This is a genomic window from Acidovorax radicis N35 (genome assembly GCF_000204195.1).
Classification (GTDB): Bacteria; Pseudomonadota; Gammaproteobacteria; order Burkholderiales; family Burkholderiaceae_C; genus Acidovorax; species Acidovorax radicis.
Genome location: NZ_AFBG01000021.1, coordinates 265,243 through 289,766 on the forward strand (window position 1 = coordinate 265,243; position 24,524 = coordinate 289,766).

Annotated in this window: 19 protein-coding genes; 14 read left to right on the forward strand and 5 right to left on the reverse strand. The window is 68.0% G+C overall.

What is annotated here, in order from left to right; translation table 11 throughout:
- The first annotated feature begins 34 nt into the window (after nt 1–34).
- The 5 genes from ARADN35_RS0118225 to ARADN35_RS0118245 all read left to right on the forward strand — a co-directional run bounded on the left by ARADN35_RS0118225 (nt 35) and on the right by ARADN35_RS0118245 (nt 3,284).
- The gene (locus ARADN35_RS0118225) at nt 35–703 is read left to right on the forward strand and encodes a hypothetical protein (protein ID WP_139019209.1); all 669 of its coding nucleotides are present in this window, start codon (nt 35–37) and stop codon (nt 701–703) included.
- Nucleotides 704–760: 57 nt separating this feature from the next.
- Nucleotides 761–1,429 (forward strand): IPTL-CTERM sorting domain-containing protein, encoded by a 669-nt coding sequence (locus tag ARADN35_RS0118230; protein ID WP_010464646.1) that lies wholly within the window; start codon nt 761–763, stop codon nt 1,427–1,429.
- A gap of 97 nt (nt 1,430–1,526) precedes the next feature.
- A complete protein-coding gene (locus tag ARADN35_RS0118235; RefSeq protein WP_010464648.1) occupies nt 1,527–1,943 on the forward strand; it encodes a globin domain-containing protein in 417 nt (138 codons plus the stop codon).
- A gap of 13 nt (nt 1,944–1,956) precedes the next feature.
- On the forward strand, nt 1,957–2,334 hold the full coding sequence (locus ARADN35_RS0118240; RefSeq protein WP_010464650.1) for a hypothetical protein: 378 nt from the start codon (nt 1,957–1,959) through the stop codon (nt 2,332–2,334).
- A gap of 26 nt (nt 2,335–2,360) precedes the next feature.
- Entirely contained in the window at nt 2,361–3,284 is a 924-nt protein-coding gene (locus ARADN35_RS0118245; protein WP_010464652.1) for a DKNYY domain-containing protein, read from the forward strand.
- Between the two features lie 103 nt (nt 3,285–3,387).
- On the opposite strand, the gene ARADN35_RS0118250 is transcribed toward ARADN35_RS0118245, so the two are convergent.
- Nucleotides 3,388–3,828 carry an acyl-CoA thioesterase gene (locus ARADN35_RS0118250; protein WP_010464655.1) on the reverse strand — a complete coding sequence of 147 codons (441 nt, stop codon included), beginning with the start codon at nt 3,826–3,828 and terminating at the stop codon, nt 3,388–3,390.
- Nucleotides 3,829–4,107: 279 nt separating this feature from the next.
- Between ARADN35_RS0118250 and ARADN35_RS0118255 the strand changes: the two genes are divergently transcribed.
- Nucleotides 4,108–6,090, forward strand: a complete 1,983-nt coding sequence (locus tag ARADN35_RS0118255) for a methyl-accepting chemotaxis protein (protein ID WP_010464657.1) — start codon at nt 4,108–4,110, stop codon at nt 6,088–6,090.
- Between the two features lie 130 nt (nt 6,091–6,220).
- Here ARADN35_RS0118255 and ARADN35_RS0118260 read toward each other — a convergent pair whose 3' ends face one another.
- On the reverse strand, nt 6,221–7,621 hold the full coding sequence (locus ARADN35_RS0118260; RefSeq protein ID WP_010464658.1) for an ATP-binding protein: 1,401 nt from the start codon (nt 7,619–7,621) through the stop codon (nt 6,221–6,223).
- Nucleotides 7,618–8,382 (reverse strand): response regulator, encoded by a 765-nt coding sequence (locus ARADN35_RS0118265; RefSeq protein WP_010464660.1) that lies wholly within the window; start codon nt 8,380–8,382, stop codon nt 7,618–7,620. The genes ARADN35_RS0118260 and ARADN35_RS0118265 overlap by 4 nt, the downstream gene beginning before the upstream one ends.
- A gap of 227 nt (nt 8,383–8,609) precedes the next feature.
- Between ARADN35_RS0118265 and ARADN35_RS0118270 the strand changes: the two genes are divergently transcribed.
- On the forward strand, nt 8,610–9,206 hold the full coding sequence (locus ARADN35_RS0118270) for a hypothetical protein (protein WP_010464662.1): 597 nt from the start codon (nt 8,610–8,612) through the stop codon (nt 9,204–9,206).
- 53 nt (nt 9,207–9,259) lie between these two features.
- Nucleotides 9,260–10,231: an alpha/beta hydrolase gene (locus ARADN35_RS0118275; RefSeq protein WP_010464664.1), complete on the forward strand. Its 972-nt coding sequence runs from the start codon at nt 9,260–9,262 to the stop codon at nt 10,229–10,231.
- A gap of 67 nt (nt 10,232–10,298) precedes the next feature.
- Here ARADN35_RS0118275 and uvrA read toward each other — a convergent pair whose 3' ends face one another.
- On the reverse strand, nt 10,299–13,355 hold the full coding sequence (gene uvrA, locus ARADN35_RS0118280; protein ID WP_010464665.1) for an excinuclease ABC subunit UvrA: 3,057 nt from the start codon (nt 13,353–13,355) through the stop codon (nt 10,299–10,301).
- Between the two features lie 134 nt (nt 13,356–13,489).
- Between uvrA and cysC the strand changes: the two genes are divergently transcribed.
- From cysC to ARADN35_RS0118310, 6 genes are all read left to right on the forward strand, one after another.
- Nucleotides 13,490–14,086: an adenylyl-sulfate kinase gene (cysC, locus tag ARADN35_RS0118285; protein ID WP_050812550.1), complete on the forward strand. Its 597-nt coding sequence runs from the start codon at nt 13,490–13,492 to the stop codon at nt 14,084–14,086.
- Nucleotides 14,087–14,280: 194 nt separating this feature from the next.
- Complete coding sequence (locus ARADN35_RS0118290) at nt 14,281–15,459, forward strand: MFS transporter (RefSeq protein ID WP_010464670.1); 1,179 nt, start codon at nt 14,281–14,283, stop codon at nt 15,457–15,459.
- Nucleotides 15,460–15,586: 127 nt separating this feature from the next.
- Nucleotides 15,587–16,150, forward strand: a complete 564-nt coding sequence (gene ssb / locus ARADN35_RS0118295) for a single-stranded DNA-binding protein (protein ID WP_010464671.1) — start codon at nt 15,587–15,589, stop codon at nt 16,148–16,150.
- Between the two features lie 302 nt (nt 16,151–16,452).
- On the forward strand, nt 16,453–17,028 hold the full coding sequence (locus tag ARADN35_RS0118300; protein WP_010464673.1) for a hypothetical protein: 576 nt from the start codon (nt 16,453–16,455) through the stop codon (nt 17,026–17,028).
- Nucleotides 17,029–17,111: 83 nt separating this feature from the next.
- Nucleotides 17,112–17,825: a Bax inhibitor-1/YccA family protein gene (locus tag ARADN35_RS0118305; protein ID WP_010464675.1), complete on the forward strand. Its 714-nt coding sequence runs from the start codon at nt 17,112–17,114 to the stop codon at nt 17,823–17,825.
- A 422-nt stretch (nt 17,826–18,247) separates the two neighbouring features.
- On the forward strand, nt 18,248–19,888 hold the full coding sequence (locus ARADN35_RS0118310; RefSeq protein ID WP_081474670.1) for a hypothetical protein: 1,641 nt from the start codon (nt 18,248–18,250) through the stop codon (nt 19,886–19,888).
- 237 nt (nt 19,889–20,125) lie between these two features.
- Here the strand turns inward: ARADN35_RS0118310 and ARADN35_RS0118315 are convergent, their stop codons facing one another.
- Nucleotides 20,126–24,442 (reverse strand): cellulose biosynthesis protein BcsC, encoded by a 4,317-nt coding sequence (locus ARADN35_RS0118315; RefSeq protein WP_029414165.1) that lies wholly within the window; start codon nt 24,440–24,442, stop codon nt 20,126–20,128.
- Nucleotides 24,443–24,524: the final 82 nt, after the last annotated feature.

Genomic DNA, 24,524 nt, shown 5'->3' on the forward strand with positions numbered 1-24,524 from the left:
TGCCATTTTTCCCAACACATCCACTCACCGCCCCATGCGAAAACACCTTGCCCTCCTGGCCCTGGCCACCTTTGCCCACGCAGGTGTCTGGGCCGCCACCTACAGCTACACCAACAACGGCTACGCCCCCGCCAGCCTGCACAACTACACGGCGCCCTGCGGCGGAGGCAGCTGCGCCAACTTCACCGCTGCCATGGCCCCGACGGCCACCTTCACCACGGCCGTGCCGCTGGCGCCCAACTTGGTCAATAGCGATGTTCTTCTTCCGGGCGGCAACATCCTTGCGTACACGGTGTTCGACGGGGTTACCACCTATACCCTGGGTGACCCGCAGGTGACGGGGTACCAGGTAAGGGCCTCCACCGATGCCACAGGCCAATTGACGGCGCTGTCGATGATCGTCATGCGCTGGCAGGCCCCCGGCCCGCACGGCGGCGCCAACATGCGGCTGGACGCGGTCAACACCAACTCCGGCGCGTACCACAACGTGATATGCCTGGCGGTCGATGTCGAAGACCGATGCACCGCCTGGGAGGGGTTCGGCAGCATCGACGGCAACACCAGTTGGGCAAACGTAGGCGCGTTGCCTGCGGGCGCTGTACAGGCCGTGCCGGTGGACAACCCTTTTGCCTTGTTGCTGACGGCCGCCGGCCTGCTCGGCATCGCCTTGCGCGGGCGGCGAGAGTTACTCCTCAAAAGATAGCTGCCCGCGCTTGGTACACGTTGCTTTAAGACTTTTTTATACAAAAACTCCAACACAATGAAAAAAACTCTTCTCCTGCTGGCCGCGCTTTTCGTCCAGGCCAGCGCCTGGGCGGCCACCTATACCTATGCAGGCCCGCCCTACAGCGCCACCAATCTGCACAACTACACCAACTGCATTCCAGGCTTTGGCAACTGCGGTACCTACACCACTGCCATGGCGCAGGCAGGCTCGTTCACCACAGCGGCGCCTCTGCCAGGCAATCTCAATTTCACCGACATCACAGCGCAGGTCACTTCGTTCTCGTTCTCCGACGGATTGACCACCTACTCCAGCAGCGACCCGCAGGTGACGCTGGTGAGCGTCATGGCCACCACCACCGGAGGAATCCTTGAGTTCGGCGTGATCGTTCAGCGCTGGCAAGCATCTGCCCCTCACGCAGTGGGCGATCATCTCGACCAGATGAACATCCATCTTGGCGGTAGCCACAACGCGGAGTGCCAGACCGTGCCCGTGTCCACAACGCAAGGCGCCATCATGTGTGGCACGACCTATGTGGGCGACGTGTACTCCAGTTGGCACGACACCAACACGGGCGGCGTCTGGACGCTTGCCGCCACGCCGCCCGCGGCGCCCACGGCAGTGCCCACGCTCGGCGAATGGGGCCTGGTGCTGCTGGCCGGGCTATTGGCCGCACTGGGCCTGCGCCAGCGCCGCGAGGCTTGATTTTTCTTTCTGATTCATTCGTCGCTGCGGGCAACGGCTTGTGTCCCGTGTCGTGCAGGACAACAACCCGCGTTCTTTTTCCTTCAGGAGTTTCCCCGTGTCCCCCGAACAAATCCATCTGGTGCGCCAGAGCTTTGCGCAGGTTGCGCCCGTCGCCGCGCAGGCAGGCGTGCTGTTCTATGCCAAGCTGTTCGCACGCGACCCCGCCATCCAGGGGTTGTTCGAGTCGTCCGACATGCACATGCAGGCACGCAAGCTGCTGGACATGATCGGCAACGCCGTGCGGCTGCTCGACCATCCCGAGCGGCTAGACCCCGCGCTGCGTTCGCTGGGCCAGCGCCACACGGGCTATGGCGTGCAGGCCGCGCACTACGACACGGTGGGCGCAGCCCTGCTGGAGACGCTGTCCGATGCGCTGGGCGGTACCTTCACCCCCGCGACCCGAGAAGCCTGGACCGCGATGTATTCCCACGTGGCACGCACCATGCAAGCGGGTGCCACGCCGCCGAACTAGCACAATGAACCGCATGAGCACCACCATGCCCCGCACAACGCCCCGTCTTCGCGCCAGCGCCGCCGCCTGGGTGGCGGTCGCACTGGCCACTTCTGCAGTCACTGCCATGGCCCAAGCCTCAACCCCCTTGCTGTTCAAGATCGTCACCGTGCGCGACGAGGTCATCGTCGCCGTGCCGCCGGACGAGGCCGGTGCCCTGCGCCCCGAGGCCGCCGCCATCGGCCAGGCCCTGGCCGCCAAGGGCGCGCTCACCCTCTGGCAATACGCACCGCGCAAAGGGGCCGACGGCGCGCTGGAGATGGCGCCCCGCGCCAAGATCAGCGTGCTGGCGCACGACAGCCTGCGCGTGGAGCCGTACACCGCAGCGGTGCGGGTCGTTCCGGTGCAGTAAGCCCACCGCGCGCCGTTGCGCCTCCCATGCAGAACGAGAATGGCACGCTTCAGCAGGCCCCCACCGGGTTCGCCCGCGTGTGTGCGCTGGCGCTCGGGGCGCTGGCCGCACTGTGCGGCTGCGACGGTGGCGCGGGTTACCAGCGAGGCTGGGCGGGGGGCTGGACCTACGGCGGCGCGGCCTTCACCCCGGGCGACCCCACAACGTTCCAGCCGCTCTCGCCACACTTTGGGCGCGACGCGCAGCAAGGCTACTGCCGGGGCAGCGCAGTGGAGGGCAGCGAGGGCGCCACGTTCGAAGCCCTGTCGGAACACGAGGCACGCGACAGCCGTGCGGTCTACTACTGCAAAACCTACCGCAAGGCGCAGGAGTATTGGGCCTACCAGCACCTGCGCACCACCACCATCCCCGGCGCCGATGCGGCCAGCTACCGCGTGCTGGCCCACGGCCATGCCCACGACCGGCATCGCGCCTACGACCGGGGCCAGCCTTTCGCCGTGCGCGATGCGGCCAGCTTCGAGCCGCTCAGCCCCCGCTTTGCGCGCGATGCGCAGCGCGGCTACTTCGAGCATGCCGAGATTCCCGCCAGCCACGGCCCAAGCTTTGCGCTGATGGACGAAGACGACCCCGGCTACGCACGCGACCGCACCCACGCCTGGCACGGCCACATCGAGGTCAATCAGCCCGACCGGGGGCCGCACCCCGTGTTGCGTCTCCTGCGCGGCGCTGACCTGGCCACGCTGCGCGCCCTGGGGCGTGGCTACGCGGCCGATGCGCGGCGGGTTTGGTACCAGGGCGAGCCGCTGGCGCGGGCGGATGCGGCCAGTTTCACCGTGCTGTCCAATGCGACTGCGACTGCGGACGTGGACGTGGATGCGCGCGACCGCACGCAGGCATGGCAGCGGGGGCGTATCGTGGCTGGCAAGGACCCTGGCCCGGCCGCAAGGTGAGGCACTGCCGTGCCCACACCAGCGGCTCTCCAGCGGCAGGGGCTTGCCCTGCGTTGTGAAGGCCTGGGGACAACCGCAGTGTTTTAACTCCGCCTGCGCGCCCTCATTGCGCCGCCCGCGCGGCGTCCACATGCGCCTTCACCCGCTGCGCCAGGGCCATGTCACCCGGGGTTTCGGGGCTCCATTTGTCAATGGTGCGGGGCTGCTCGTCGGCGTCCACCGCCGTGTAGACCGCCACGCAGTGCAGCACCTCTTGCTGCTGTGCGCTGTGGACGCTGCCGCTGCGCACCTCCACCGCCAGGTGCATCGAGGTGTCGGTGGTAAAGGCCAGGCGGGCATGCACCTCCACCAGGTCCCCCGGCCGGATGGGGCGCGTGAAATTCGCGCCACCGACAAACTCGGTGATACACGGCCCCTGGGCCCAGGCACTCGCGCAGGCAAAGCCCGCTTCGTCCACCCAGCGCAGCACGGTGCCGCCGGGCACGCGGCCAGCCTGCGGCAGGGTGCTTTGAGACGCCAGGAAACGCAGGGTGATCGATTGCATGCGGGGTGCTCCAAAGGACGGGATGGGTTCATTATTCTCCAGCGCACCATTTGCCGCGGCGCTGCCCGAGCCGACCGAGGGGCGGTGCGGGACGCCCAGCGGGCACACACGCGGTGCTGCAAAAAATTGACCTGAGTCAAAACCCTACTGAAGACAGACCCCTACATTGCGTTACATTCCGCGCGGTCTGATGGAGGGCCGCATCCCAGTCGGCGGGTGCCGACACCCCGCCCCTGAGGTCTATCTTTTTGCGCACACATTGACCGTGCGCCTACTGCCATGTCACTTCTGCACCGGTTAAACCTGCTCGAAAAATTCCTCATCCTGGGAACCCTCGGGCTCATGATGAGCGCGCTGCCCACCTACCTGACGGTGCGCGATTCGCTGCACGCCATTGGCCACGCGCACCACGAGGCGCAGGGCGTGGTCCCCGCACAGGCGCTGACCCGGCTGGTGCAGCAGATGCAGGTGCACCGGGGCCTGTCGGTGGGCATGCTCGGTGGCGACGAAACCCTGGCAGCGCGCCGCCCCGCCGCGCGCGATGCCGTCAACACGGCCCTGGACGATGTCACCACCCGCTTTGCGGCCGCCAAGGTGCCCGCCCCCCAGATGGCCACCTGGACCCAGGCCCAGCAGACCTGGCGCACGCTGGAGCAGGCCGTGGCCGCACGCAGCATCGAGCAGGCCCAGAGCACGGCGCAGCACACGCAGCTCATCGCGTCGCTGCTGCAGCTCAACGAATCCTTGCTGCATGCCTATGGCCTGCAGATCGACCCTGACGCCGACACCCACGCGCTGATCCAGGCCTCGCTGGTGCAGGCGCCCATGCTGGGCGAAAAGCTGGGCATGCTGCGCGCCCAAGGCGCCAGCGCACTGGGCAAGCACGAGCTGACGCCCCAGGGCAAGGGCCAGCTGCTGGTGCTGCAGCAGCGTGTGGCCGAGCTGCAGGCCGACACCTTCCGCGGGCTGGACCGCGCCCTGCAGGGCAACCCCGATCTGCAGCGCGCCCTGGGCAGCAGCGCACGGGCGGTGCAGGGCCAGATCCAGCAATCGCTGCAGATGGCCGAGCGCGACGTGATCAACGCCAGCGAACTCCAGCTGCCCTCCAAGGACTATTTCGACGCGTTCACCCGCACCATCGAAGCGCTGAACGCACTCAACAACCTGTCCATGGCCAGCCTGGACCAGGCCCTGCAGGCCCGGGTGTCCGACCTGCAGCGGGGGCTGCTGTGGGTGGCGCTGGCCCTGGTGGTCACGCTGTCGACCACCAGCGGCATGGCGCTGGTGTTTGTGCGCTCGATGACCGGGCCGCTGACGCAGGCCGTGGCGCTGTCGCGTGCCGTGGCGCAGGGTGACCTGAGCGGCGGCGTGCTGCCCCACGGCACCAACGAAGTTGGCCAGCTGCTGGAAGCCCTGATGCAGATGCGCACCCAGCTCACGCAGGTGGTGCGCCAGGTGCGCAACGGGTCTGAAAATGTGGCCACGGCCAGCGTGCAGATTGCCCAGGGCAACACCGACCTGTCGGCACGCACCGAAAGCCAGGCCAGCGCGCTCGAAGAAACCGCCGCCTCGATGGAGCAGCTCAACGCCACCGTGCGCCAGAACGCCGACAGTGCCCAGCAGGCCAGCCAGTTGGCCGCGAGCGCCAGCACCGTGGCCGTGCAGGGCGGCGAGGTGGTGGCCCAGGTGGTGGACACCATGCAGGGCATCAACGCCTCGTCGCAGAAGATCTCGGACATCATCGGCGTGATCGACTCCATCGCATTCCAGACCAACATCCTCGCGCTCAACGCGGCCGTGGAAGCCGCTCGCGCGGGCGAACAAGGCCGGGGTTTTGCCGTGGTGGCCAGTGAGGTGCGCAGCCTGGCCGGGCGCAGTGCGGAGGCCGCGCGCGAGATCAAGGCCCTCATCAGCGCCAGCGTGGAGCGCGTGGAGCAAGGCACGGCCCTGGTGGACCGCGCGGGCAGCACCATGACCGAGGTGGTGGCGTCCATCCGCCGCGTGACCGACATCGTGGGCGAGATCAGCGCGGCCAGCCACGAACAATCGCTGGGTGTGGCCCAGGTGGGCGAGGCCGTGACGCAGATGGACCAGGTCACGCAGCAAAACGCCGCCCTGGTCGAGGAAATGGCCGCCGCCGCCAGCAGCCTGCAAAACCAGGCCGAAGACCTGGTGCATGTGGTGTCGGTGTTCCGGCTGGGGGACGAAGGCCAGGGCCAGCACAGGGCACCACGCCCCACGAATTCGCTACGAATTCAATAGCTATTGGCGCTTACCCATCAAGCGCTAGCGGCCATTTTTATTCAAATTCTGCGCGCCCCGTGGCGCCTCGGCGCCGCGCGGAGCGGCGGATGAGCCGGGCAAACCGCTCGCTCCTCCGTTGCGCATCCGTTCACGCCGTCGCGGGCTCACCGCCCGGCCCCGCCAGCGGCAACACCAGCCGCGCACGCAGCCCCTGGCCGGGCGCGCTGTGCAACTCCAGCGCACCCCCATGGGCACGCGCCACGCGCTCGGCAATCGCCAGCCCCAGCCCGGCCCCGGGGGCGCCCGCACGCGCCGCACCACCGCCGCGCACAAAAGGCTGGCGCATGTGGTCCAGCTCGTTGGCGTCCATGCCGATGCCGTGGTCGGCCACTTCGATCCACACCTGCTGCGCACCACCGCCCGTGCGCAGCACCACCGGGACGGCGCCATGTCGCCAGGCGTTTTCCACAAGGTTGTCCAGCGCGCGGCGCAGGGCCTGGGGGCGTACGGGCACGTCGGGCAAGGCACCCAGTTCCAGCACCAGCGCACGGCCATGGTCGGCCTGTGCTTCGACCACGGTCTGGGCCAGGTCGTTGAGCGATGCAGCGATGGGCGCTTCTGCCTCACCACTGCGTGCGAATTGCAGGAACTGGCCCACGATGCCGTCCATCTCGTCGATGCTGCGCGCCATGCTGGCCGCCAGCGGCGCATCGACCTGCGCCCCGGCAATCTCCACGCCCAGGCGCAGCTTGGTCAGCGGCGTCCGCAGGTCGTGCGACACGCCCGCCAGCATCAGCGCGCGCTCGTGGTCGGCGGCGGCCAGGCTCTGTGCCATCTGGTTGAAGCTGCGGCCCACGGTGGCGATTTCTTCGGGGCCAGCCTCGGGCAGCACCGCGGGGGTCTGGCCCCGCGCGAGCTGCCGCGCTGCCACCACCACCTGGGCCAGCGGCCGGTGGATGTGCCGCTGCAGCCACCATGCGCCGAGCAGCGCCAGCAGCATGCTGACCAGCGTGGCCATGAGCCAGGCGCCGGTGAACTCGCGCGTGGGGAACACGCTGGGCAGGTTCAGCCAATAACTCTCCGGCCCATCCGCGCCCTGGTGCACCACACGCAGGGCCAACACGCCGGTGCTGTCGCGGCGCCATAACGGTTGCGGCGGCTGCGGGCTTTGTGTTGCCGCACCGTCCGCACCAAGACGGCGCGACACGGCCAACACAAATTGCCGCTCCATGGGCGACAGCAGCGCACGCCGCGCTGCGCTCTCCGGCGCCACAGGCGGTATGGCCAACGCGGCCTGCCGGTTGAACGCCTCGACAAACGCCCCACGCTGCGCCGGGGGCAGCGCCTGCAGCCCGGCCCGCAGCGCAGCCACGTTGCGCGCCACGCCATCGGCCACCTGCACCACGCGGGGCTTGAAGATCATCTGCCGCACCAGCACCGCCGCCACCAGCTGCCCCAGCACGATGAGCACGGCCATCAGCAGCAGGTTGCGCCCCAGCAGGCTGCGCGGCCAGAGCCCCCAGCGGCGGGTGGTTGCGGAGGCCGTCATGGCTGGCGCCCCCCACCGGGGGAAGAGCCATCGGGCAAGAACACATAGCCCACGCCCCACACCGTGCGGATGTGGCGCGGCTGGGCCGGGTCGGCCTCGATGAGCTTGCGCAGGCGCATCACCTGCACGTCGATGCTGCGGTCGGTGGCGGTGTGGTCGGGCCCATAGGCCAGCGCGATAAGCCGGTCGCGTCCCAGGGGCCGGTGCGGTTGTTGCGCCAGCGCCTGCAGCAGCGCGAATTCGCCGGTGGTCAGGGGCACGTCCTGCGCACCGTGGTCGTCGTTCCCATCGTTGCGCTCCAGACGGCGCTCGTCCAGCCACAGCGTGAAGGCACCAAACGCAATGCGCCCACCCGTCTGGCGCGGCCCGGTATGGGCGCCCAGCACACGCTGGCGCCGCACCATGGCCTGGATGCGGGCCAGCAGCTCGCGCGGGTTGAAGGGCTTGGGCAGGTAGTCGTCAGCGCCCATCTCCAGGCCCACGATGCGGTCCACCGGGTCGCCGCGCGCGGTGAGCATCAGGATGGGAATGGTCTCGCCCTGCGCCCGCAGGCGGCGGCAGATGGCCAGGCCGTCCTCGCCCGGCATCATCACGTCGAGCACCAGCACATCAAACCGCTCGCGCTGCAGCAGCACATCGAGCGGGCCCGCGCCATCGACCGTGCGCACGGTGTAGCCCTGGTCGCTGAGGTAGCGCTGCAGCAGGGCACGCAGGTCGGGCTCGTCATCAGCGACCAGGATTTTGGCCAGGGGGTCGGTCATGGGCAGGGAGCAACGTGGCAAGTGAAGGCGGCGTGGTGGCAATGGTAGGCGCTACTTGGACGGTACGGCGGGCCATGCACCCCCAGCCATGACAAGGCATGACGGAGCCGCAGTCGTTTGTCATGGTTTGTCATACATCGGCGGATTTTTGCCATCAATGGCTCACACCCGGGACCCACAGTACAGCCATGCCACACCCCAAGGCAAACCCCAAGGAGTTGACCACCATGCCTTTGCTGCCCCACCCCGCTGACAACGACCTGCTGCACCGCCCCGCGCTGGCAGCGGGTGTGCTTGTGTTACCCGCCCTCGCCACCCTGGGGCTGAGCGCCGTGCTGGCGCTGGCTGCCCCCACCGAAGCGCAGGCCCGCACCCGCCGGAGCGTGGAACACAACGCCGATGGCAGTACCACCACCCACACCGGCGTGGCCCGCAGCGGCCCGAACGGCGCGATGCTGCGCGGCCGCACCGCCACCACCGATGGGCAGGGCAACGGCAGCGTGACCCGCCGCGGCGCCACCGTGGGCGCGCAGGGCGGGGTAGCCGCACGCCAGGGCAGCACCACCCGCAGTGTTGACGGCAGCGCCAGCCACAGCGGCACGGTGTCCGCCCAGAATGCCCAGGGCAGCCTGCACAGCAGCGGCGGGGCGAGCCGCAATGCCGACGGCAGCGTGGAGCAGGCCCGCAGCACCACCGCCACCAGTGCGGCCACCGGCAACAGCGTGCAGACGCAGAGCAGCTACAGCAAGGACAGCGGCTTGAGCCGCAGCGCCACCTGCTACGACGCGAGCGGCACGGCCATGGCTTGTCCGACGCGGCCTTAACACCGTCTAGACCCAGCCATCGATTGCCACCCTCTGAACTCAGGAGCTTTGCCATGTCCCTGCGCCGCACCCTCACCTTCACCACCCTCGCCGCGCTCACGCTGGCCACTGCCAGTGCGCAGGCCCAAACCACCGCGCACAACGGTGGCCGCCTGCGCGCTCTCATCGCGCAAAAACAGGCAGCCGCAGCACCAGCAGCCCTGTCTGCAGGCGTGCAGCGCATCGCCGATGTGCCCTACGGCACCGACCCGGCACAGCGCATGGACGTGTATGTACCCACCAGCCCCACGACGGGCACCAACAGCCTGGTGGCCAGCGCGGTGCGCGCGCCGGTCATCTTCATGGTGCACGGCGGCGGCTGGCGGCATGGCGACAAGGCCATGGGCCGCGTGGTGCAGGAGAAGGTGAACCGCTGGGTGCCCAAGGGCTTCATCCTCATCTCCATCAATTACCGCATGCTGCCCGACGCCCCCGTGGCCGTGCAGGAGCGCGATGTGCAGGCCGCCCTCATGGCCGCGCAGCAGCGCGCTGGCACCTGGGGCGGGGACCCGAGCCGCTTCATCCTCATGGGCCACTCGGCCGGTGCCCACCTGGTGGCCCTGCTCAATGCGCGCGCCCCGCAGGCGCTGCGCGAAGGCGCCTGGCCGTGGCTGGGCACCGTCTCGCTGGACAGCGCCATGACGAACGTGCCGGCGCGCATGCGCGCCCCGCACTTGCCGCTGTACGACGACGCATTTGGCACTGACCCGGCTTATTGGGTGGCCATGTCGCCCTTCCACCAGTGGACGGTGGGCGCCCCGCCCATGCAAATGGTGTGCTCGGCCCAGCGGGCTGACGACCCTTGTCAGCAATCCGATGCCATGGCCCGCCACGTGCGCAACCAGGGCGGCCGCGCCGAGGTGCTGCCACAGGACCTGGACCACGGCGAAATCAACGCCCAATTGGGCCTGGAGAGCGACTACACCCGGGCGGTGGAGGCCTTCATGGGATCGCTGGATGCGGAGGTGGCCCGTCGCCTGCAGTGATGCAGCGGCAAATTGCTACTGAATTAATAGCTTTTAGCGCTTTATAGATAAGCGCTAGCAGCCATTTTCATTCAGATTTCGCCCGCAGGTAGGGCGCCAGATACCGCCCCGTATGGCTGGCCGGGTTGGCCGCCAGCTCCTCGGGCGTGCCCACCCCCACCACGGTGCCGCCACCCGCGCCGCCCTCGGGGCCCATGTCGATGAGCCAATCGGCCGTTTTGATCACGTCCAGGTTGTGCTCGATGATGACGATGGTGTTGCCCGCGTCGCGCAGCTGGTGCAGCACCTTGAGCAGCAGGTCAATGTCGGCAAAGTGCAGGCCTGTGGTGGGCTCGTCCAGGATGTAGAGCGTGCGGCCGGTGTCGCGCTTGCTCAGCTCCTGCGCCAGCTTCACGCGCTGCGCCTCGCCGCCCGACAGCGTGGTGGCCGCCTGGCCCAGGCGGATGTACGACAGGCCCACATCCAGCAGCGTCTGCAGCTTGCGCGCGATAGTGGGCACATCCTTGAAGAAGGCGGCGGCGTCTTCCACCGTCAGCTCCAAAATTTGGGCAATGTTCTTGCCCTTCCACAGCACTTCCAGCGTCTCGCGGTTGTAGCGCTGGCCGTGGCAGATGTCGCAGGGCACGTACACGTCGGGCAGGAAGTGCATCTCCACCTTCACCACACCGTCGCCCTGGCAGGCCTCGCAGCGGCCTCCGGCCACGTTGAAGCTGAAGCGCCCGGGGCCGTAGCCGCGCTCCTTGGCGGTGTTGACCTCGGCCATGAGCTCTCGGATGGGAGTGAACAGCCCTGTGTACGTGGCCGGGTTGCTGCGCGGCGTGCGGCCGATGGGGCTCTGGTCGACGTTGATGACCTTGTCGAAGTACTCGATGCCCACGATCTCGTCGTGCGCGGCCGGCTCTTCGTGCGCGCGGTACAGCTGGCGGGCCACGGCGGCGTACAGCGTGTCGTTGACCAGCGTGCTCTTGCCCGAGCCCGACACGCCCGTCACGCAGGTGAGCAGCCCCACCGGAAAGTCCACCGTCACGTTCTTGAGGTTGTTGCCCGTCGCGCCTGCCACCCGCAGCGCCTGCAGGGCGCCCTGGCGTGCGTGGTGCTCGGCCATGCGCTCGGCGCGGCGTTTGCTGGCTTCGGTCTGCGGAAAGCGCGACTTGGCCTTGGCCTCCACCACGGGTGCAGCCTGCTCGAGCACCGGCAGCCAGGGCGTGCGGCGCGGGGGCACGGCAATCGAGCGCACGCCCGACAGGTACTGGCCCGTGAGCGACTGCGTGTTGCCGCGCACTTCGTCGTACGTGCCCTGCGCCATCACGCGCCCGCCGTGCACACCCGCGCCGGGGCCCATGTCGATCACATGGTCGGCGGCGCGCATCATGTCTTCGTCGTGCTCCACCACGATCACGCTGTTGCCGATGTCGCGCAGGTGTTTGAGCGTGGCGATCAGGCGGTCGTTGTCGCGCTGGTGCAGGCCGATGCTGGGCTCGTCCAGCACATACATCACGCCCGTCAGGCCCGATCCAATTTGCGAGGCCAGGCGGATGCGCTGCGCCTCGCCGCCGGAGAGGGTCTCGGCGCTGCGGTCCAGGCTCAGGTAACTCAGGCCCACGTCGTTCAGGAACTGCAGGCGCGTGGCGATCTCGCGCACCACCTTGTCGGCGATCTCTGCCTTGGCGCCGGTGAGCCTCAAGTCGTTGAACCAGGCATGGGCGGTGTTCAGCGTGGCGTGGCTCACTTCAAAGATGGCGCGGGCCTGCTCGCCCTCGCCCAGGCGCACATGGCGGGCTTCGCGGCGCAGGCGGGTGCCGTGGCATTCGGGGCAGGGCTGGGTGCTGCGAAAGCGCGCGAGGTCCTCGCGCACCACCACCGAATCGGTCTCGCGGTAGCGCCGCGACATGTTGGGGATGATGCCTTCGAACGGGTGCTTTTTGGCATACACCTTGCCCTTGGAGGCACCGCTGTCCATGATGTAGCTGAAGGCGATTTCTTCCTCGCCCGAGCCGTGCAGGACGGCGTGCTGCACCGGCGCGGGCAGCGACTCAAACGGCGCCTCGATGCTGAACGCGTAGTGCTTGGCCAGGCTCTCGAGCATCGCAAAGTAGTAGCCGTTGCGCCGGTCCCAGCCCTTGATGGCGCCGCTGGCCAGGCTCAGCGTGGGGAAGGCCACCACACGCGCCGGGTCGAACACATCGCGCTGGCCAATGCCGTCACACGCGGGGCACGCGCCCATGGGCGAGTTGAACGAGAACAGGCGCGGCTCCAGCTCGGGCAGCGAGTAGCTGCAGACGGGGCAAGCGAATTTGCCGCTGAACAGGTGCTCTTGCCCCGTGTCCATCTCCAGCGCCAGCACGCGGCCATTGCCCTCGTGCCCACCCACGCGCAGCACCGACTCGATGCTCTCGGCCAGGCGCTGCTGCAGGTCGGCCCGCACCTTGATGCGGTCGATCACCACGTCGATGTTGTGCTTCTCGGTTTTCTTGAGCGCGGGCAGGTTCTCGTGCTCGTAGATCTGGCCGTCCACCCGAAAGCGGACGTAGCCCAGCGCCTGCATCTGCGCGAACAGCTCGGTGAACTCGCCTTTTTTCTCGCGTGCCACGGGAGCCAGCAGCATGAGCTTGGTGTCTTCCGGCAGGGCCAGCACGGCGTCCACCATCTGGCTCACGGTCTGCGCGGCCAGGGGCAGGCCGTGGTCGGGGCAGTAGGGCGTGCCGGCGCGGGCGTAGAGCAGCCGCAGGTAGTCGTGGATCTCGGTCACCGTGCCCACGGTGGAGCGCGGGTTGTGGCTGGTGGCCTTCTGCTCGATGCTGATGGCGGGCGACAGGCCCTCGATCAGGTCCACATCGGGCTTGTCCAGCCGCCCCAGGAACTGCCGCGCATAGGCCGACAGGCTCTCCACATAGCGCCGCTGGCCTTCGGCATAGAGCGTGTCGAACGCCAGGCTCGACTTTCCCGACCCCGACAGCCCCGTGATCACCACCAGCTGGTTGCGCGGGATGTCGAGGTCGATGTTCTTGAGGTTGTGCGTGCGCGCCCCCCGGATGCTGATGCGCTGCTCACGCAGGGCGCGGGCGAGGTAAAGGCCGCTGCTGTCAGCAGCTTGGGCATCGGTGGGGGAATGGGAGTCGGTCACGGAGTGGGGAAACAGCAGGGAAACCGATCATGATAGGTCAAGCCCCGCGACCTTGCCCACCGCACCCATCCCCGGTGCTGCGCGCACCGCCATGCCGTTACCATGGCACGCCATATCCATTTGCTAGCGCCAAAGTGAAAGACTCCACAACACCCCACACACCCCATGTTCATGCTCAGGCACTCACCGTGACCCGCGTGGAACGCGAGAAGCTGGGCGGCCACGCTGGCCGGGTGGTCTGGCTCACCGGTCTGTCGGGTGCGGGCAAATCGACCATTGCCAATGCGCTGGAGCGGGAACTGAATCGCCAGGGCAAACGCACCTACATCCTGGACGGGGACAACATCCGCCAGGGGCTGAACCGGGATCTGGGCTTTTCGGACGCGGACCGGGCAGAGAACATCCGGCGCGTCGCGCAGGTGGCCCGCCTTTTTGTGGATGCGGGCTTGATCGTGGTGGTGGCCTTCATTTCGCCCTTCCGCGCAGAACGCCAGGCGGCCCGGGAACTGTTCGCCCCCGGGGATTTTCTGGAAGTGTTTGTCGATGTGCCCCTGGCACTCGCCGAAGAGCGCGACCCCAAGGGCCTGTACCGCAAGGCCCGCACAGGCGAGCTGCGCCAGTTCACCGGTATTGATTCGCCCTACGAGCCACCGCTGGCCGCCGAGCTGGTACTGCCCACAGCCGAGCTCACGCCCCAGGAATGCGTGCAGCGGATCTGCGGTTTGCTGTGAGCCTTTGGGCCGATCAGCCCTGCCTTGCGGGGCGTGGCACGGCCCCGCGCATGCCCACGCGGATCGCGGCGCTTGCGCAATGGGCGAAAATCCCTGCTTTACCTGCCCCATAGGGCACCACCGTGCCGGAATCTCCTTCTTCACTTGCGGGCGCTGCCCCGCCGCCCCTGTCGCCATCGCCTTCCGGCAACGCCATGACCCCGCTGGAGCGCCGCTCCAGCCTCAGCCTGGCGCTGATCTTTGCGCTGCGCATGCTGGGCCTGTTCCTGGTTCTGCCCGTGTTTGCGCTGGAGGCCCGCAAATACCCCGGTGGGGATGACCCCGCGCTGGTGGGGCTTGCCATGGGCATCTACGGCCTGACGCAAGCCGTGCTGCAGTTGCCGCTGGGCATGGCGTCCGACCGGTTTGGGCGCAAGCGCGTGATCGTGCTGGGCCTGCTGGTGTTTGCGGCGGGCAGCCTGCTGGCCGCGCTGGCCGATTCGCTCACGGGACTGCTGGTGGGCCGCGCGCTGCAGGGCGCCGGGGCCGTATCGGCCGCCGTGACCGCCCTGCTGGCCGACCAGACCCGCGACGCCGTGCGCACCAAGGCCATGGCGCTGGTGGGCGGCAGCATTGGCCTGATGTTTGCCGTGGCGCTGGTGGCCGCCCCCGTGCTGGCCGCCCACATCGGCCTGGCGGGCCTGTTCGGCCTGACTTGCGCACTGGCGCTGGCGGGTGTGGCGGTAGTGGTGTGGTGGGTGCCCGCAGAACCCGCGCGGCACCAGAACGCCCCCCGGGGCCGCCTGGCCGATGTGTGGGGCCACCCCGACTTGCTGCGCCTGAACCTGGGTGTGTTTGTGCTGCACACCGTGCAACTGTCGATGTGGGTGGCCGTGCCGGCCATGCTGGTGCAGGCAGGCCTCGCCAAGGACCACCACTGGCAGGTCTACCTGCCCGCGGTGGTGCTGTCGTTTGTGGCCATGGGCGGGCTCTTCGCGCTGGAGCGCGCGGGCAGGCTGCGCGCAGCGCTGCTTGGTGCCATCGCGCTGGTGCTGCTGGTGCAGGCGGGCCTGGGCCTGCTGGCGGCCGGCGGCGACACGCCGACACTGTGGGTGCTGGGGCCTTTGCTGTTTGTGTTTTTCTGCGGATTCAACGCCCTGGAGGCCAGCCAGCCCAGCCTGGTCTCGCGCATGGCGCCAGCACAGCTGCGCGGCGCGGCGCTGGGGAGCTACAACACGCTGCAGTCGCTGGGCCTGTTTGCGGGCGGCGCACTGGGCGGTGCCCTGGTTAAATGGGCCGGCGCTCCGGGCTTGTTTGCCGTCACCACGGTCCTCACGGCGCTGTGGCTGGTGCTGACCTGGCCCCTGCGGCCCGTGGGGCGCGGCGGGCACTGAGCGGCGAACCGCGCCACGCCGCCAGGGCTTCCCTTGCGGGCCGGTTGCGGCACAATGGCGCGTTTGGCGCCCGGAAACCCTCTCCAAATCCGGCGCTTCGTTACCCCTTTAAGGCAAAGACAGCACCATGGCATCCGTAAACAAAGTCATCATCGTCGGCAACCTGGGCCGCGACCCTGAAATGCGCACTTTCCCCAGTGGCGACCAGGTGGCCAACGTGACGATTGCCACCACCGACAAGTGGAAAGACAAGCAGTCTGGCGAAATGAAGGAAGCCACCGAGTGGCACCGCGTGGTCTTCAACGGCCGCCTCGCCGAGATCGCAGGCCAGTACCTGCGCAAGGGCTCGCAGGTGTATGTGGAAGGCAGCCTGCGCACCCGCAAGTGGACCGACCAGAGCGGCGTGGAAAAGTACAGCACCGAGATCCGCGCTGACCAGATGCAGATGCTGGGCAGCCGCCAGGGCATGGGCGGTGGCCAGGGTGGTGGTGGCCAGCAAGGCGGCGGTTATGACGATGGCGGCTACGGTGGTGGTGACCAGGGCGGCGGCTACGACCAGGCCCCCCGCCGCGCCGCGCCCCCGCCACGCCCCATGGCGGCCCCTGCACAGCGCCCAGCACCCGCGCCCGTGGCACAGGCACCCCGCGCAGCCTCGGGTTTTGACGACATGGATGACGACATCCCGTTCTAAACACCGAACGACTGCACTTCAGACACCAGGCCCGCAGCGCAGACGCTGCGGGCCTTTTTTTATGCGCCAGCGCCCTGAAGATGCCGTGGCGACCGCGCGCGCAGCGCTTTTACAACGACCCGCGCCACCGCCACCCCCTCAGTTTGTCCAGTGCGGCACGGGTGCAACGGCACCAACACTTTCTTACACCCGTTGCGCCCAACTCGAAGATCATCGTGCCCTTGTCGGCGCCTGGCACCCAGCGCAGCCGGCAATTTCTGGCCTGTACCAAAAACATTCAACAACACAAGAGAGGGATAGCCATGCCAGGCTTCGTTCGCAAGATTCTGATTTTTGTCACCGGTTACGCTTGGCTGCTGCTGCTGGCCGGGCCGGGCCTGATCGCCCTGTCGGTATACAGCGGCTGGAAGGCCGATGGCGACCACGCCTATGCGGCGCGGGAAAGCCTGGAAACCGTGGCGGGCACGGTGACCCAGGCCTCCGAGGTCACGGTCAAGCGCAAGCGCCGCACGACCAAGAAGTTCTACGAAATCAGCGTCAAGCCCGATGGCGCAGTTGCCGAGGCGCGCAAGCTGCGCATCGACTACAGCACGCCCCAGGAACTGGTGGGCAACCTGATCGACGAAAAAATCACCGCGCTGGTGGACAAGAGCGACAACGACCTGGTGTACGAAGTGGCGGTCGATGGAAAGCCCGTGATCAGCTATGAGGCGACCAAGCAGCGCCTGCAGGCCGAGGCCGCGTCCTCCGCCCAGTCCTTCAGCGGAGCTGGCACCTGGATCTTCGCGATCTTGCTGACCCTGATCGGCGCTGCAGGTGTGTGGTCCAACCGCAGGCTGCGCGCTGCGGACCAGGAACAGCAGCTCAGCGCCGCCTGACGATTTTTCACCGAGAGGGAGGGAGGAGTGCGCCTGCCGCGCCTTTCCTCTGATTACACAACGAACCCATAGAGGAATGTGCCATGAACCCCAATGCCCTGACCCCTTCGACGCCGGAAGGCGCACCGTTTGAACGGCGCGATTTCATCGTCTCTACCTATAAGCACCTGGGCGCGGCCATGCTGGCCTTTGTGGTGCTGTCCGCTGTCTTGATGGTGTCCGGATTCTCGGGCACCACCGCCAAGATGCTGCTGGGCAGCGGCAACAAATTCATCTGGCTGGGCGTCATGGGCGCGTTCATGCTGGTGGGCTGGCTGGCCTCGTACATGGCCGACAACTCTGAAAACCCGCAAACACAGCTGATGGGCCTGGGCCTGTACGTGCTGGCAGAAGGCCTGATCTTCGCGCCGATGTTCGGCATCGCACAGATCGTGGCCCCTGGTGCCATTGGCGCTGCGGCCTTCATCACGCTGCTGCTCGTGGGCGCGCTCACCTGGACGGCATTCACCACCAAGACCGACTTCTCGTTCCTGGGCGGCATCCTGAAGGTGGGTGGCCTGGTGGCCCTGGGCACCATCATTGCCGGCGCCATCTTCGGCTTCAAGCTGGGCATCTGGTTCTCGGGGATCATGGTGCTGTTTGCCGGCGCCTGCGTGCTGTACGACACCTCCCGCATCATCCACGACTACCCCGCTGACCGTCCTGCGGGCGCTGCACTGCACCTGTTTGCCTCGATCGCGCTGATGCTCTGGTACGTGCTGCGAATCCTGATCAGCCTGGCGACCAACGACGACTGAGCCGCTGTCCACCACGCCCAGCGCGGTGACAAGGGCCGGTTCCTGCAAAGGGGCCGGCCCTTTTTCTATGCCACGGGCTGAAATTCCATCAAAAATAGGCCCCAGCGCTTAATGGATATGCGGCAAATGCTACTTAATTGATAGCAAATGAGGATTTATGCATCCTGGTGCACTGAGTGGCCTCGGCCATGCCACCCTCAGGGGCCGCATTTCGCGCGGGCGCGCTGCAGCCACACCGCCTGCAGCGCAACACTTGCATGCCATTTTCCTGTCGTCCCTGGCGCCCGCTGCTGGCACAATTGGATACAGCAAGACAGCCAGCATGCGCCCGCGCGCGCTCGCTGGCCCATCGATAGCGCCTGGCGCGCCACGGCGGCTTCTCGAAGAATCTCCATCACCCACTGTTCCTCTTTCTGTCCATCATGCGCAAATACTTCTGGCTATCCTTGACCTGTGCGGCGCTGCTCGCCAGTTGCGGCGGCGGCTCGTCCGACGGCGAAGACGTGGGCCCAGCCCCGGGCGTGCAGCAATTCCCTGGCGGCGTATGGGAGGGCACGGTGGGCACCGGCGTGGCGCAGCGGCAGGTGGTCGGTTACATCGATCCCGGCCCACTGGGCACCGGGGGCGAGTTCTACATGGCACGCGAGGCCCCGGGTGCGGCCGGTTTTGACGCGTTTTACGGACGCCTGAATGTCAACGTGACCGCAGTGCTGGCCACCGGCGTCACCTACTACTCGGTCCAGGACGGCAAATTTGCCTCGGGCCTGACCCTCCGTGGCACGGCATCGAACAGCGGCAAGATCGGCCGCACGGACGGCATCAGCGGCAACTACAGCGACCCGGTGCAGACAGCCGCCGCATCGGGCGCCGTGGTGCCGATCAAGCTCGCGTACAGCAGCCTCAATTTTCATCCAGCCCGCGCGAGCCTGGTCGAGGGCACGTACCGGGGCACAGGCCTGTTTGGTGGCGGATGGGTGCTCACGGTCACCCCCCAGGGCCAGCTCTCGGGCCGCGTCGGTGGCTGCCTGGTGACCGGCTCGGCCACACCACGCGCCGCAGACTCCCCGCTGTACTCGATGACACTGAATCTCTCGGGCGATACCACCTCCTGCGAGGCCAGCGGCACCCAGCAGTCCGGCATCGCCGTGCTGCGGTTTGACGCAGCGGGCGTCCCGAACGGCATCTGGGTGTTCACGCGCAATGCGACGGGCCCGAACAACACCTTCACCCTCAACGGCATCGCCGACCCCCGCACCACGGTACCGCCTTCCACCACGCCGTTGTCGGTGGCAGGCAACTGGCAGGGCTCGTTCACGCTGCCAGCAGGCGTGATTGGCGATACGACCGTCTGGGGCAGCGTGCTGCCGGACGGCGGCCTGTTCTTCTACACCAACAGCAGCCTGGACCACAACGCGCTGTACGGCCGGCTCATCCGGTACGAGAACAACGCCACGAACAACCGGTTTGTGACAGCCAACGACGGGGTGTTCTTCAACCGCCTGCTGGCCAACACGGGCGCGTACAACGAGTCCGTGCTGATCGATGGCACGCTGCAAAGCGGCAATGGCACCAGCACTGCTGGCCTGTTCAGCGGCAGCTTCAGCTATCCCACGCAACCGGGCGGCTTCCCCACCCGCTTCAGCGTCACGCCCGACCCGCTGTACGCCCTGCCCTCGGGCAAGGTGCCCAACGCGGCCTTGATCATCGGCACCTACAAGATGGCAGGCACAGGTTTTGGGGGCGACACCACGACGCTGACGGTGTTTGCCGACGGCGCCATCACCGGCCTGACCACCAGCGGCTGCGAAGTGGCGGGCAAGCTCCTGGGCGAGCTGGGCAGTGGCCTGAACCTGTACCGCGTCGAAGCGTTTGGCTATCTCAACAGCCCCAACGCGCCCATCACCTGCGGCCTGTCCTCCGGCCCACCGCAGTCCGGCTCGGCATCGGCGCAATTTGACGCGAATGGCAAGGTGATCGGCCTGCGCATCCTGACCGCCGGATTGTCTGTGGCGGGAACGCGTGCCCACACGGTGTTTGTGGGCGCCAAGCAGGCCACGCCGTAACGGCAGGGGGCACCCCTCGCGCTATGCGGGGGTGTGCCAACCGGTGCAATTGCTGCGGTACCACTGTGAGTGGCTCGCGGGTCTTGGCTTTCAGTGCCTTCGCCCCGCGCATGTGCCGTCAGGCATGCAGACAGCCCTCCGCCACACGCGGTTGCCAACAAAAAAAGGCCCGTCGCACAGGAAGTGCGACGGGCCTTTTTGTGACTTGCAGAGAGCGGGTGAGCGCCCTGGAAAGGTTCAGTAGCTATACGGTGACCGCAACGGGTTCACCGGGAACGCCTGCAGGCCGTTGTAGGGCTGGAAGGCATAGCGCACATACAGGCCGCCCGCAAATTCGCGGTAGTTGCGCGCATTGTTGAGCGCAAGGTGCCCGCCCACGAACACCTGTGGATGCATCTGGTACTCCATGGCCGCGCCCAGGTTGTAGCCCAGGCCCGTGCGGGACTGGCCGGGGTAGATGGCCGTGGCACCCGTTTCGCCAAAGGCCAGCGCGTCGGCGGCGGCCTGGACGGCCGACACCTGCCGCGAAGGGCTGTTGGGGAAATACGGTGCCGCATCTTCCTTGAAATACTGCACACCCACCGAGCCCTTGAGCTGGTAGGACAGGCGGCCATTGCGCTGGGCCCATTCGACAGGAATGCCAAAGGACACAAACTGCTGCGGGCTGAAGTAGCCGCCGTGGCCCACCGTGAAGTAGCGCAGGTTGCGCTGGTACGACAGCCCCGTGAAACTCAGGCCGGCCGTGAGGTCGGCGTTCGATGTGCGGTGCACGTGCCAGTACATCCCGCCACCCAGCTCGGCCCGCGCATTGCTGCGCACGCGGGTGCCGGTCAGGCCATGCAGGGAACCGTAGCCATAGATCCCCAGTTCGCCGTCGTCCCAGGTCAGGTCGGCACGCCCGCCAGAGGCAGACACACCGCCCCAGCGGTCGCCCGTGCGGGCGTCGCGGACACCGGCAAATGACAGCAGACTGTCGGTCACCGGGCGGCGCGAGAGGTCCACGGCCACAGTCAGGTCGTCGGTGATGGCGGTGCGGTATCTCACACCGGCCGTCACATCGGACTGTCCGAACCCGAGCGGCGTGCTACCGATGTCTGCCCGGAAGCCTCCGCTTTCATAGCCCACGCTCAGCCCGATGCCGCTGTCGCTCTGCGAGCCCGCGCCACGTTCGGGCATTGCGAGGGCTGTGACCGGGCCGCCGCCAAAACGGCTGATGGTGCCGTAGGGCGAGCCGGGCGAACCTGCGCTGGCGCCCGTGGGGGTGACCCCCAGCAACAGGTGCCCATCACCCACGCTCATCTTCAACTGCACCGGTGCTTCGATCTCCGAGAGCTGGCTCATGCCCGCCTCGCCCTGCCGAGCGCGCGCGACCGCGCCCACCGAGAACGAAGAAATCTGGCTTTGCTGCACTTCGCGCAGTTCGTCGCGGGCCGTCCGAGGCCGTGTGGGGTCGGGCACGTTGCCCAGGCCCGCCGTGGCCCAGGCGGAAGGGGCTGCCGGGGCAGGCATTGCGCGCTGTGGGGGCAAGGACTGCGCACCGCCCGCATACCCAGCACCGTAAGCCTGGGCCGGGGTGAAGTAGCCCGCCGCGGCCGCTGGCTGCGCACCCATCGGTTGCATTGGCTGTGCGGACGGCACATAGGCAGTCGCCATGGCCGGTGTCGCCGCAGGGGCCATTGCCGACCGTGGGGCGGAGGAGGGCAGCGCCGCTGCGTTGCGCCGTGCCGCATTGGCCGAAGCCGCCGTGTCGGCTGCAGCCACCGGGCTGGACGCCTCGGGGTAGTAGCTGGCGGGCGTCATGGGAGCGGCCTGCGCATAGGCCTGCGGTGCCGTGCCAAAGCGGCTCGCTCCCGCCGGGTCCGGTATGTAAAGGCCTGCAGGTGCGTTGCTGCGCGCCACCGGCTGGGGCGCGTACTGCTGGGGGGTGTAGCCCACCGGGGAACGTGCCACTGCAGCGACGCCCGGCACCGAGAGGCCGCCACCGGTACGCTGCTGCAGCGCTGCGCGCTGGGCAAACGGATTGCCCATGCGTGCAGGCCCCGCCGCCACACCACTGGCGGCCAGCACGGCATCGCGCTGCGCGTTCTCGGCGGCAACGGCGGCCGTGAAGAATTCAGTGGCCTTCGAATTTTTGCCCTGCACCCGGTACAGCCGCCCGGCGGCCGTAAGCACTTCGGGATCACGGGGCGCGCGCGCGAGCGCCACAGACAACAGCGACTCCGCATAGCCGTAGTCCTTGGCGCCAGTGGCCATGGCGGCGGTCTGCAGGATCAGAGGCACATCATTGGGAGACTTTTCCAGCAGCCGTGCATACAGCGCCTGCGCCTGGGCGTAGTCGTTGTTGGCCGCATACATGCGGGCCAGAGCCGCCATCGCCAAGGGCTCATCGGGCTGTTCGGCCAGCAGGGGGACGAGCGTGTCGTACGCCGTGACCAGATCACCGGCCTCACGCAGGCCGTCGGCCTGGCGCACGATGTAGGCGCGGCGGATGTCGCTGAAGCTCTTGCGCTCGCGGTCATTCATGGGGGCCGTCTGCAGCTGCCGCAGGATGCCCGCCAGTTCCACGTCCTGCTGGGTCTTGAGCAAGGTAGCCGCGTACTGCAGGCGCAGGCCGACATCGGGCCGGGGGGTGCGGGCCAGCACCTGGCGCACCATGCCCAGCGCGCGCTGCGGATCGCCGGCATCCGCATAGGCCAGGGCCAGGGCGCCCAGCAGCTCGGGGTCTTGCGTGGCAAAGGACTCGGCCTGGGCCAGGGTGGCCAGGGCTTCCGTCTGGCGGCCTTCCGCTGCCAGCGCCGAAGCCGCCGAAGTCTGCACATGCACCCACACCCGTTTTTGCAGCGCGGCGATGTCACGCGTGCGGTGCTTTTCTGGAACGCGGTCCAGCAAGGCCAGTGCGCTAGGCCAGTCACCCGCCTCCGAGGCCAGCAAGGCGCTGGCATACAGGGCTTCGGGCATGTTGGGGTTGGACAGCAGCAGCCCGTCCATCACGCCCCGCGCCTCCGCCACCGCCCCCATGCGCAGGTACAGGCGGGCGAGGTCCAGCCGCACCCAGGGGCTGGCCGGGTCGTTCAGCAGGGCATCTTCCAGCGCAGCACGGGCGGCCGCGGTGTCGCCACGCTCTGTCGCGGCGCGTGCCCGGCCCAGGGCCTGCGAGGCACGCAGGCGCCCCAGGGCCCCCACCTTTTCCTGTTGCGAGGGCGACAGCTTCTCGACCAGCGCCAGGGCTTCGGCCGCCTTGTTGTTCTGCGCCAGCACACCCACCAGGCCCCGCACTGCATCGGGGTTGTCGGCCTGGCGCGCCAGCACGCGCCGGTAGGCGGCCTCTGCCGCGTCGTACTGGCCATCTTCGACCAGCAGGTCTGCCAGATCGGTTTCGGCCGTGACTTCCGCCGGATTCAGCCGCACGGCCTGCTCCAGCGAACGCCGCGCCGCCGCTGTCTCGCCACGGTCACGTTCGGTGGTGGCCTGCTCCACCAGGCTCCAGTAGGTGGCACTGTCCAGCGCCTGCTTCCAGCGACTGGCCGAGCCCGCGCGCGAGGCACGCTCCAGCAGCCCCCGTGCTTCGGCAAACCGCTCCTGGCGCAGCCGCAGGATGCCGAGACCACCCAGTGCATCGCCATCGGCGGGGCGCGACTCCAGCACGTTCAGAAATGCAGCCTCCGCGGCATCCAGTTCGCCGTCGTCCAGTGACTGGAAACCCGCCGTGGTCCGCTGACGCAGCGGGTCGGCGGTCCGGACGGGGGCGGCCTGGGTTTGCTTTTGCAGGTTCTGGGCCTGCGCCAGGCGCGTTTGCACCGCCGTGTCCCCGGGGTTGGCACGCAGAAATTCCTGGTACAGCGGAATGTCGGCCGAGCGATTTCCCGTCCAGGCGAGCGCCTTGCGCCAGCTCTCCGTCGCGGCCTTGCCCACGTCAGGGCGCCCCGCCAGCCGCGCCAGCTGAGTTACACCCTCACGGCGCGTGGCGTCGCGGTAGGTCAGGTGCTGCGCCAGGGCCAGCGCGATTTGCGGGTCTTCAGGGGATTCCTGCGCCAGGCGGCTCAGGCCCCGGCGGGCCTCGTCCCAGCCGCCCGCCGTGGCGCCCAGGGTCTGGTAATACTCCAGCGCCAGCGGGCCAGTGGGCGGGCGGTCTCCCAGCGCGGCCTGGTAGGTACTCAAGGCCTGGTTGGCCTGCCCGCTGCGGGCCTGCTGGCGCGCGGTTTCGATCTGGGGCGCGCTGCGGCCTGTGCGGATGGATTCCTGCAGGCGACTCACCAGCGGACTGCGCGGGTGGGCCGCCTGCAACTGGTTCAGGTAGCGCTGGGCGCCTTCGGGACGCTGGGCATTGAGCTCCACCAGCGCCATCCCGTAAAGGGCCTGGGCGTTCTGGGGGTTGATGCGCAGCAGCTTCTGCCATGCCTCTCCCGCGCGCTCGGTGTCACCGCGCTCTTGCCAGTACTGCCCCTGGTCCAACAGGGTCTGCTCGGCCCCGGTCTGCGCCCAGGCGGCAGCAGGCGCCATCAGCGAGGCCAGCAGCCCCATGGCGAGTGTGTGATGACGACGTTTGGAGGACATGCCTTCCTTCTCCCTGCGAGGCTCCCGGCCACCAAAGTGCCAGGAATGTGTTGCGTGATTCAGAAACGGCGGGGCGTGCTCT